This is a genomic window from Azospirillum sp. UFLA03-27 (genome assembly GCF_059803775.1).
The window spans coordinates 1-8,798 of the sequence record NZ_JAUQTX010000265.1 but is presented as its reverse complement, the minus strand read 5'-3'; the positions used below and the strand labels follow the sequence as shown (position 1 = coordinate 8,798).

Genomic DNA, 8,798 nt, shown 5'->3' with positions numbered 1-8,798 from the left:
GTTATAGTCTCGTGGGCTCGGAGATGTGTATAAGAGACAGGGTGGAGGCGCTGGCCGATGCGGACGCGCGGGAGAACTGGACGGTCTGGCTGGGCTTCCGCGACCGGCTGCTCGCTGCCGGTACGGTCGAGGGTTGCTACCTCCGCCTGTTCCGCGAGGGCGCGCGGGGTGTGCCGGGGCTGTTCATCGACCAGATGGCCCATGTGATCCTGCGCAACGTCCTCGACGGCACGCCGTCGGGTCTGCGGGCGCGGGCGGGCGAGCTGTTCTTCCGGCCCCAGACCGTGTCGGTGGACGACGGGCGCGTCCGGCTGGCTGACAGCGAGACGGTGGAGATGCTGGCCGCGACCGGCGGCTTCGGCAGCCTGGGCCGGCTGGTGGTGGAGGCCGGGACCGCCCCGCGCTCCGTCGATCTCGACATCCTCGACGAGACCAACCACCCCCGCTATTGGGAGCGCGATTCGCGGCACGACACCGTGCTGGACGTGACCTTCGCCGCGGCCGGGCTGGACGCGCTGTGCCGCGTCCTGGAGGGCTGGGTGAAGCATTTCCTGGGGGTGGCGGTGTCGATCCATCCCGTGCAGCGGATCAGCGACGAGCGCTGGGTCTGGCATGTCGGGCTGGACGGGGAGGCCACGGCGATCCTCAACGACCTCTACAACGGGGCCGAGGTGGGGGAGGAACGGCTGGCCCGCATCCTGTCGCTGTTCCGGCTCGAGTTCGCCGATTCCGCGGCGATGCGCACCGACATCGCCGGGCGGCCCGTCTATCTGGCCCTGGCGATGACCGCCGACCGCAAGCTGCGCCTGAAGCCGCAGAATCTGCTGGTCAACCTGCCGCTGGCTCAGATGAACTGACCGGCAATCCTATAGCCATACTATCAGTGTGACTATCTGCCGCCCCGGCTGCGGGTGGGCGGCGGCTTATAAGGATGTTTCCTGAAGGGGGAAACGTCATGCAATTAAACACAACGCAGCCGAAGACAATGAAGCCGAACCTTGCCGACCCGCGTTGGGAGACGATGGCGTGGCAGGACGGCTTCGGCGTCGGGAACGCCATGATCGACGCTGACCACAAGCGCCTGTTCGAGCTGTTCAACGAGTTCGTCACCGCGGTGAACGCGTTCCGCGCCGACAGCGAGATCCAGGACGTGCTGGGGGAGTTGCTCGACTACACCGACACCCATTTCGACCGGGAAGAGACGCTGATGCGCGAGCACGGCTATCCCGATTACGCCGCCCACAAGGCGCTGCACGATAGCTTCGTCCGCCAGTTGCACGACGTGAACAGCGCGCTGGATGCGGGTGGGGAGAAGGGCGCCTTCGTGCTCGGCTTCCTCGCCAAATGGCTATCCGGCCACATTCTGGGCGTGGACACCAAGCTGGGCGCCTACCTGCGCGAGCGCGGGGTGGAGGCGTAACGGGCAAAGCCCCTCTCCCACGGTGGGAGAGGGGCGCTGTCACCTGATGGTTACTGTTTGTTCGACTCGCCGCTGTGCTTCGGGCCGCGGTTCAGCGAGGTCATGCTGTCGCTGTACTGGAACTCCGGCATGTCGCGCACGCTCGCCTGAGTGACGTCGCGCAGCGTAATTGGGCCGTTGCCCGGAAGCACGTCGGCCAGCGCGATGTCCGCGGCGATCTCCTTGCCGCCAATGCCGAGGAAACCGCCGCTCTGAATCACCAGGAGCTGTGCGTTGCCGTCCGGACCGAGGATCACGTCGGACACCTTGCCGACCTTCTCGCCGTCGGCGCCGATCACCGTGCGGCTCATCAGATGCTCGACGCTGGCGCTGGCCGGGGCTCCGCTTGTGGGGCCGGCCGGTCGGGCGCTCTGTCCCTGGTCCATAATGACCGAGTTCGGGGCCTGGGCGCCCGGGGTTTGTGCCGAACCGCCGGTGCCGGTCTGGGCCGCGGCGACGCCGGTCGTCAGCGCCAGGGCGGACAGGGTCGCGATCACCGTCTTGTGCATGGAAGGTCTCCTCGTTGCACGAAACCGACCCTTCCAACCGGAGGGAGCGGGAAAGGTCACGCGGGACCGCCTGTGACATCGTGGGGCGACTCGGGGCGCCGTCCGGGTGCCTCGCCACGGGACCGGTCCAGCGGGCAAAAGTGGGTTGGCGGGTATGGGAGGCCGGAGAAGGGTGTACCGCCGATTCGCCCCCCGTGGCTCCTGCAGTCGGAGGGGTCCGACGAGCCCGCGAAAGTGACGGATTCCTTACAGGAATCGGTCGCCGGAGGCGTTCGGCGCGGGACTAGATGTGGGGGTGGGGCGATTTTTCTCGGGAACCCGCGGCGGCTTGGTCCGTTGACCTGACGCGCCATATCTAGGAGGTAGGCCCGCGTCAAGCACACAATATCTTGGGTCGGGTCTTGCCTGGCCCAAAGCTTGAGGCTAGGATGCGCACCAACATACAGGGTGTTGCGTTCGTCAGCCAGCGCGAGCTGCGCCGCACGGAGCGCGACACCTTTGTTCGCCAGCCAGAGGGAGCACGAGTCACATGCGGGTCCAGCGTCGTTTCACGAAAGAGGGTCAGGATGCTTACGCCGCTCTCGGCTTCCGCCGCACGACGAGCGAGATCCGCAACCCTGACGGCTCTGTGGTCTTCCAGCAGACGGACATTGAGGTTCCCGAGAATTACAGCCAGGTCGCCAGCGACATCCTGGCCCAGAAGTATTTCCGCAAGGCCGGCGTTCCGGTCGCCCTGAAGGCGGTCGAGGAGAACACCGTTCCGTCCTGGCTGTGGCGCAAGACCGCCGATGAATCGGCTCTGGCGGCGCTGCCGAAGGAGAAGCGCTATTCCGGCGAGAAGTCGGCCAAGCAGGTCTTCGACCGTCTGGCCGGCACCTGGACCTACTGGGGCTGGAAGGGCGGCTATTTCGACACCGAAGCCGACGCCCGCGCCTTCTTCGACGAGATGCGCTTCATGCTGGCCGCCCAGATGGCGGCCCCGAACAGCCCGCAGTGGTTCAACACCGGCCTGCACTGGGCCTACGGCATCGACGGCCCGAGCCAGGGCCATTTCTACGTCGATTTCAAGACCGGCCTGCTGACCTCCTCCGCCTCGGCCTACGAGCACCCGCAGCCGCACGCCTGCTTTATCCAGTCCGTCGCCGACGATCTGGTGAACGAGGGCGGCATCATGGACCTGTGGGTCCGCGAGGCGCGCCTGTTCAAGTACGGTTCGGGCACCGGCTCCAACTTCTCCCGCTTGCGCGGCGAGGGTGAGAAGCTGGCCGGCGGCGGCAAGTCGTCGGGCCTGATGAGCTTCCTGAAGATCGGCGACCGCGCGGCGGGCGCCATCAAGTCGGGCGGCACCACCCGCCGTGCCGCCAAGATGGTCACGGTGGACATGGACCACCCGGACATCGAGGCCTACATCGACTGGAAGGTGACCGAGGAGCAGAAGGTCGCCGCCCTGGTCACCGGCTCCAAGATCTGCCGCGAGCACCTGACCGCCATCATGGCCGCCGCCCAGGACGGCCAGGACCCGAAGGTCAACAAGGAGCTGAAGAAGGCCGTCGTCGCCGCCCGCAAGGCGCAGGTGCCGGAGAACTACGTCCAGCGCGTGATCCAGTTCGCCGGCCAGGGCTTCACCAGCATCGAGTTCAAGACCTACAACACCGATTGGGACTCGGACGCCTACCTGACGGTGGCCGGCCAGAACTCCAACAACTCGGTGCGCATCTCCGACGACTTCATCCAGGCCGTCCTGAACGACGACGAGTGGAGCCTGATCCGCCGCACCGACGGCACGGTCCATCGCAAGCTCCGCGCCCGCGACCTGTGGGACAAGGTCGGCTACGCCGCCTGGGCCTGCGCCGATCCGGGCGTGCAGTTCGACACGACGATCAACGACTGGCACACCTGCCCGGCCTCGGGGCGCATCAACGCCTCGAACCCGTGCTCGGAGTACATGTTCCTCGACGACACGGCCTGCAACCTCGCCTCGCTGAACCTGATGTCGTTCCGTCTGAAGGATGGTTCCTTCGACGTCGAGGCGTTCGAGCATGCCTGCCGCCTGTGGACCATGGTGCTGGAAATCTCCGTGCTGATGGCGCAGTTCCCGTCCAAGGAGATCGCCCAGCTTTCCTACGAGTTCCGCACGCTGGGCCTGGGCTTCGCCAATCTCGGCGGCCTGCTGATGGCGTCGGGCCTGTCCTACGACTCGGCGGAAGGCCGCGCCTACTGCGCCGCCATTTCCGCGGTGATGACCGGCGTCGCCTACGCCACCTCCGCCGAGATGGCGCAGGAGCTGGGCGCCTTCCCGGCCTATGAGCAGAACCGCGACCACATGCTGCGGGTCATCCGCAACCACCGCCGCGCCGCCTGCGGCGAGATGGAGGGTTACGAGGGCCTGTCGGTCAAGCCGGTGCCCTTCGTCGCCGACGAGTGCCCGGAGCAGGAACTGGCGATGGCCGCCGTCCGCGCCTGGGACATGGCGCTGGAACTGGGCGAGCAGCACGGCTTCCGCAACGCCCAGGCCACGGTGGTCGCCCCGACCGGCACCATCGGTCTGGTCATGGATTGCGACACCACGGGCATCGAGCCGGACTTCGCGCTGGTGAAGTTCAAGAAGCTGGCCGGCGGCGGCTACTTCAAGATCGTCAACCGTCTGGTGCCGGAGGCTCTGCGCACGCTGGGCTACACCGCCGACGAGATCGCCGCGATCGAGCGCTATGCGGTCGGCCACGGCACGCTGAAGGGCGCGCCGGGTGTCAACCACGAGACTCTGGCCGCCAAGGGCTTCCCGGCCGAGGTGCTGGAGAAGCTGGAGGGCAACCTCGCCACCGCCTTCGACATCAAGTTCGCCTTCAACCGCTGGACGGTCGGCGCCGACGTCATCGTCGACACGCTGGGCATTCCCGCCGAGCAGATGGACGCGCCGGGCTTCGACCTGCTGACGGCTCTCGGCTTCACCAAGGCCGAGCTCGAGGCGGCGAACACCTTCTGCTGCGGCGCCATGACGCTGGAGGGCGCGCCCTTCCTGAAGGACGAGCATCTGCCGGTGTTCGACTGCGCCAACCCTTGCGGCCGCATCGGCAAGCGTTTCCTGTCCTGGGAATCGCACATCACCATGATGGCCGCCTCGCAGCCCTTCATCTCCGGCGCCATCTCCAAGACCATCAACATGCCGAACACGGCGACGGTCGAGGAGTGCAAGGACGCCTACCTGCTGTCCTGGCGCCTGGGCATCAAGGCCAACGCGCTGTACCGCGACGGCTCCAAGCTGAGCCAGCCGCTCTCCGCCGCCCTGCTGGACGACGAGGAGGACGCGGTCGAGGAGATCGTCGAGGCGGCCAACGCGGCCCGCACCCAGATGGTGTCCGAGCGCATCGTCGAGAAGGTCGTGGAGCGCATCATCGAGCGCAAGCGCACCGAGCGCGAGCGCCTGCCGCACCGCCGCAAGGGCTACACCCAGAAGGCGACCGTCGGCGGCCACAAGATCTACCTGCGCACCGGCGAGTATGAGGACGGCCGCATCGGCGAGATCTTCATCGACATGCACAAGGAGGGCGCCGCCTTCCGCTCGCTGATGAACAACTTCGCCATCGCGGTGTCGATCGGCCTGCAGTACGGCGTGCCGCTGGAAGAGTTCGTGGAGGCCTTCACCTTCACCCGCTTCGAGCCGTCGGGCATGGTGACCGGCAACGACACCATCAAGATGGCGACCTCGGTCATCGACTACATCTTCCGCGAGATCGCCATCTCCTACCTGGGCCGCACCGATCTGGCGCACGCCACGCCGGAGGATCTGGTGCCCTTCACGGTCGGCAGCGGCGACAAGCAGGGCGACCTGCCGGAGACCGGCGCGGTCCAGCCGTCGGACATCGTCCGCAAGGTCGCGTCGACCGGCTACGTCCGCAACAACCTGCGCGTCCTGAACGGCGGGCAGACCCAGCGGGTCTCTGCGGCGGCGGCCCTGGCCGCCACCGGCACCGCGGTCCAGGCCACGGCGTCCGCCGCCCATGCGGCGGTGGCCTCCAGCCCGGCGGTCGGCGCCGCGGTGGTCCATGCCGGCGGCACGGCCCCGGTCGGCGGCACCACCGGGACGGCCTACGGCGGCAGCAACAGCGACCAGCGCTACGACCGCATCCGCGAGGCTCGCGCCCGCGGCTACGAGGGGGATCAGTGCGGGGAGTGCGGCAACATGACGCTTGTCCGCAACGGCACCTGCCTGAAGTGCGACACCTGCGGCTCCACCACGGGCTGCAGCTGAGGCCAGCCGGTTCCATCCCCGGCATGGCGTGGAAAAGGGGAGGTCCTCGGACCTCCCCTTTTTTCATGCGGCCTTTTTGTGCGGGCTCCGGTGAGAGCGCGCTCCGGCGGGTTCAGACCGGGATGTTGGGGAAGACGCGTCCGGACAGCTGGGCGTCGGCCAGCTCCACCGGGACGGCGTCGCGCTCCTTCAGCCAGCGGGCGAACTGGCGGTCGGCGGAGTTGATGTGCAGCATCAGCCATTGCGGCAGGAAGGTCGCCAGATACTCGGCGATGTTCTCCTCCGGCACGTTGCCGGTGGTGAAGGCGTGCAACTGCTCCCAGGCCAGGGAATGCTGGACCAGATGGTCGGCCAGGAAAGGATAGCCGGCCTCCTCCATCACCTTCTGCTCGCTCGCGAAGTGAATCTCCGTATAGACCACCGCATCGGCCAGCGTCCGGTAGACCTCCTCGCGGGAGCGGCCTTCGGCGACGGCGACATGGAACGCCTGGACCAGTTCGATCCAATGCTTGTGCTGCTCGTCGATATGCTCGACGCCCAACGCAAGATCGTCGCTCCAGACGAGATCCTGAAAATTCTCGGCGGGCATGTCCATGATCGCGATGACTCGGCTTAAGGTGGTGGAAGCCTGGGCATCATAAACACGGTCGTATGTGCATCAATGGTTTGAATTGAGATAAATTGTCGCGGTTTTGATAGAGATCCGAGGCGCGCGACAGAAGGTCTGTGTCCTTGCCGGACACCGGGTGAGGGTCAATATGCGGGGCTGTGACGACACAGCCGACGGGATGCGCCATGCGACGTGCCATGAACCGCCGCCTCCGCTTTCTGCCATTGCTCGCCGCGCTGGCGCTGCCGCCGCTCCATGTCGCGGGTGCTCAGGACGCGGCGCCCCAGAACACTCCGGCCCAGAACACTCCGGCCCGGAACGAACAGAACCAGGGCGCCCCGAAGCCGGCGGACCGTGCCGGCGGGTTCGACGCACAGCGCAGCGAGACCAAGCACCAACTGCCCTTGCCATCCGGACCGCTCGCCTACACGGCGGTGGCGGAATTCCTGCCCCTGCGCGACGGTCCGCGCGAGGAGGCGGCGGCCCGTGTCTTCACCGTCACCTATACGCTGGATGGGGGCACGCCGGACGGGGCGCCGCGCGGCCAGCGGCCGGTCGCCTTCGTGTTCAACGGCGGGCCGGGGGCATCCTCGGCCTATCTGCATCTGGGGGCCTTGGGGCCGAAGGTGGTCGGCTTCAACGACAACGGGTCGCTGACCCGGCCACCGGCCCCGTTGCTGGACAATCCGGACAGCTGGCTGGCCTTCACCGATCTGGTCTTCGTCGATCCGGTCGGCACCGGCTACAGCCGCGGCATCCGGCGTGACGGTGGAAAGGAGGAGGGCGCGCGGCGGGACGAGGACCCTGGCAAGCGCTTCTGGTCGGTCGATGCCGACAGCCGGGCCATGGCCGAGATCGTCCGGCTCTGGCTGACCCGCAACGGCCGCTGGGAGTCGCCGAAATTCCTGGTGGGGGAAAGCTACGGCGGCTTCCGCATCGCCAAGATGGCCAACCGGCTGATCGACGACACCGGCATCGCGGTCAACGGGCTGATCATGGTGTCGCCGGTCGTGGATTTCGCCACCATCCGCGGCGGCGGCGGGCTTCTGGTGCCGGCGCTGCGGCTGCCCGCCTACGCCGCTTCGGCCGCCGCCAACGGTCTGGTTGCCGGCACCCCGGAGCAGGCGGCGGCGGCGGCCGAGCGCTACGCCTTCACCGGATACCTCACCGGGCTGGCCGGGCTGGACTACCGCCGGCCCGGCGCGGCGCAGGGCTTCTTCGCCGAGGTGGCGCGGACCATCGGCCTGCCGGAGGAGCTGGTGACCCGCTTCCGCGGCGAGATCCCCACCGACATCTTTGCCCGCGAGCTGCTGCGTGGGAAGGGGCGGGTCGCCAGCGTCTACGACGGCACCTTCACCGCCGCGGACCCCGATCCGTCGGCGGCGCGCCTTCCCTTCGATCCCTTCCTGAAGGGCACGGTGCCGACCTACACCACCGCCTTCGCCGCCTACGCCCACGAGTGGCTGGGCGTGCGGACGGAGGTGCCCTTCGAGCTGCTCAGCGACCGGGTGAACCGGGGCTGGGAATGGCCGCGCTCCGGCCAGCCCAGCGCGGTGGACGACCTCCAGGCCGCCCTGACCTTGCAGCCCGCGTTGCGGGTGCTGATCGCCCATGGGCGCACCGACCTCATCACCCCCTACATGGCGTCGCGCTGGGTGGCGTCCCGCCTGGAACTGCCGGACGGGCAGGCCGACCGGGTCGCCGTGACGGTCTATGAGGGGGGGCACATGATGTACACCCGCGCGCCGGAGCGGGCGAAGCTGGCCGCCGACGCGCGGGCCCTGATCGAGGCCGCCCTGCGGTAAGGCGGCCAAAAGGAAACAGGCGCCCCGGTTGGGGCGCCTGCTGCGCAATGCCTTGCCTCGGCCTGTGGTCGCCGGCTGGACCTTGCCGGTTAGAACAGACGCAGGATCGACTGCTGCGACTGGTTGGCCAGCGAGAGGGCGATGGTGCCGAGCTGCTGACGGGTCT

At 67.8% G+C, this 8,798-nt stretch carries 6 protein-coding genes; 4 read left to right on the top strand and 2 right to left on the bottom strand.

What is annotated here, in order from left to right:
* A partial coding sequence (locus Q4I23_RS27320; protein WP_498528294.1) for a DUF6352 family protein occupies nt 1-857 on the top strand: 857 nt, incomplete at its 5' end.
* A gap of 128 nt (nt 858-985) precedes the next feature.
* Nucleotides 986-1,420 carry a bacteriohemerythrin gene (locus tag Q4I23_RS27315; protein WP_498528293.1) on the top strand — a complete coding sequence of 145 codons (435 nt, stop codon included), beginning with the start codon at nt 986-988 and terminating at the stop codon, nt 1,418-1,420.
* Nucleotides 1,421-1,470: 50 nt separating this feature from the next.
* On the opposite strand, the gene Q4I23_RS27310 is transcribed toward Q4I23_RS27315, so the two are convergent.
* On the bottom strand, nt 1,471-1,968 hold the full coding sequence (locus Q4I23_RS27310) for a PRC-barrel domain-containing protein (protein ID WP_454018970.1): 498 nt from the start codon (nt 1,966-1,968) through the stop codon (nt 1,471-1,473).
* A 529-nt stretch (nt 1,969-2,497) separates the two neighbouring features.
* Here Q4I23_RS27310 and Q4I23_RS27305 point away from each other — a divergent pair.
* Entirely contained in the window at nt 2,498-6,217 is a 3,720-nt protein-coding gene (locus Q4I23_RS27305; protein ID WP_498528292.1) for a vitamin B12-dependent ribonucleotide reductase, read from the top strand.
* Nucleotides 6,218-6,329: 112 nt separating this feature from the next.
* Here the strand turns inward: Q4I23_RS27305 and Q4I23_RS27300 are convergent, their stop codons facing one another.
* Nucleotides 6,330-6,812 carry a bacteriohemerythrin gene (locus tag Q4I23_RS27300; RefSeq protein WP_454018972.1) on the bottom strand — a complete coding sequence of 161 codons (483 nt, stop codon included), beginning with the start codon at nt 6,810-6,812 and terminating at the stop codon, nt 6,330-6,332.
* A gap of 200 nt (nt 6,813-7,012) precedes the next feature.
* Here Q4I23_RS27300 and Q4I23_RS27295 point away from each other — a divergent pair, with 200 nt between their 5' ends.
* Nucleotides 7,013-8,632, top strand: a complete 1,620-nt coding sequence (locus tag Q4I23_RS27295; protein WP_498528291.1) for a S10 family peptidase — start codon at nt 7,013-7,015, stop codon at nt 8,630-8,632.
* Nucleotides 8,633-8,798 lie beyond the last annotated feature (166 nt).

What these genes read in the sequence shown, in the direction of transcription:
- Q4I23_RS27300 (WP_454018972.1), bottom strand. Translation starts at nt 6,812, where the DNA reads ATGGACATGCCCGCCGAGAATTTTCAGGATCTCGTCTGGAGCGACGAT.
- Q4I23_RS27305 (WP_498528292.1), top strand. Translation starts at nt 2,498, where the DNA reads ATGCGGGTCCAGCGTCGTTTCACGAAAGAGGGTCAGGATGCTTACGCC.
- Q4I23_RS27315 (WP_498528293.1), top strand. Translation starts at nt 986, where the DNA reads ATGAAGCCGAACCTTGCCGACCCGCGTTGGGAGACGATGGCGTGGCAG.
- Q4I23_RS27295 (WP_498528291.1), top strand. Translation starts at nt 7,013, where the DNA reads ATGCGACGTGCCATGAACCGCCGCCTCCGCTTTCTGCCATTGCTCGCC.
- Q4I23_RS27310 (WP_454018970.1), bottom strand. Translation starts at nt 1,968, where the DNA reads ATGCACAAGACGGTGATCGCGACCCTGTCCGCCCTGGCGCTGACGACC.